This window comes from Halorubrum sp. AJ67, from assembly GCF_000513435.1.
This window is the reverse complement of record NZ_CBVY010000011.1, coordinates 76,049-77,558: the sequence shown is the minus strand read 5'-3', so window position 1 is coordinate 77,558 and position 1,510 is coordinate 76,049. Positions and strand designations below refer to the sequence as shown.

At 68.3% G+C, this 1,510-nt stretch carries 1 protein-coding gene; it reads right to left on the bottom strand.

What is annotated here, in order from left to right:
* Positions 1-214: 214 nt before the first annotated feature.
* Positions 215-1,450 carry a mechanosensitive ion channel family protein gene (locus BN903_RS10270; RefSeq protein ID WP_195155778.1) on the bottom strand — a complete coding sequence of 412 codons (1,236 nt, stop codon included), beginning with the start codon at positions 1,448-1,450 and terminating at the stop codon, positions 215-217.
* Between the last annotated feature and the right edge of the window lie 60 nt (positions 1,451-1,510).

Below are 1,510 nucleotides of genomic sequence, written 5' to 3'. Positions count from 1 at the left end.
GCACAGCACCTCACACCTCCCCAGCCTCCTCGGTCGCCGTCGCTTCGCTCCGGCGACTGACTCCCTCGCGCGGTGCTCCTCACGGTCGCCTTCGGCGACCGCTCGGAGGCACGCGCCACCGCACCGCAGATCGGCCGTTTCTCTCCCTGTGTTGAGCGATCGAGGCTACAAAACTATCAACTATTGAGGAATTAACAAGCCCAGTCAAACGGTTTCAGGCGGGTCGGTTGTCCGAGCGACCGTCGCCGTCCTCGTCGGTCCGCTCGACGCGCTCGACGGTATCCGCCGCCTCCGCCGTGTCGGGCGGGTACGAGACCGTCCGCTGCGGGTACGGGATCGAAATTCCCGCGTCGACGAAGCGGTCTTGGATCCGCTCGACCGCGATCGCCTTCGACCGCCACCGCGCCTGCGGCGTCGGGGGATCGATCCAGAACCTGAGATCGAGCAGGATCGCCGAGTCGCCGAACCCGGAGGGGATCGCGTACGGCTGGGGGTTGTTCGCGATGTGGTCGATCCCGTTGAGGACCTCCTCGGCGATCGCCGCCGCCTCGTCGGGATCGTCGTCGTACCCGATCCCGACCTCCATGTGGATCCGGAGGCGGCCCTCGCGGCTCCGGTTCGTGATCGCCTGATTGGCGACGAGGTCGTTGGGCACCACGACGTACTCCCCGTCGAAGTTGCGCATGTGGGTGTTCATGATCGTGATGTCGGTGACGAACCCCTCCTCGCTGCCGATCTCCACCCAGTCACCGATCTCGAACGGCCGGGCGAACATCAGCACGAAGCCGGCGATGAGAGACCCCAGGGTCTGCCGGGCCGCCATCCCGAGGACGATCCCGAGGAAGCCGGCCCCGACGAGGAGGCCGCCGAGGTTCACGCCCCAGATGCCGAGGACCGTGATCAGCGCGAGCACGAGCAGCCCGACCTGCGCGAGCCGGGTGAGGAGCTGCTCCTGATGGGCGGTGATCCGGTCGCTGCCGGCCGACAGGTCGGCGACGTACGCCTCCAGCGCGTCGCTGGCGACGTAGACCCCGCCGAGCAACACCGCCGAGACGAGGACCTGCGCCCCGATCCGGACGCCGTCCTCCGCGACGGGCCGCACCGCGACCACGAGGTCGAACCGTCCCCACAGCGTCAGGACGGCGACGCCCGCGAGCGCGAACAGCGCGAGCTGTAGGAAGCCGACCGCCAACCGGAGAAGGAACGATGTCGGGACGCCCTCGCGGAGCGTCTCGACCGCACCCTCGGTCGACTTTCCCGCCCGGTTATCGAGGAACTGCTCGACCCACCCCGAGACGGTCCGCTCTCCGGCGCGGACGGCTCTGGGAAGCAGCAGCCAGCCGATCGCGAGCGTCACGAGGGCGATACCGGCGGTGACCGCTATCCGTCCCTCCGTGGTCGCGACGTCGCTCAACACCGCGCCGAATCGCGTACCCAGTCCGCCTATCACGATCGTGGGTTCGTCGCCGGTCGGATAACGCGTTCGACGCGAGTCTCAGCGGAGAGAATC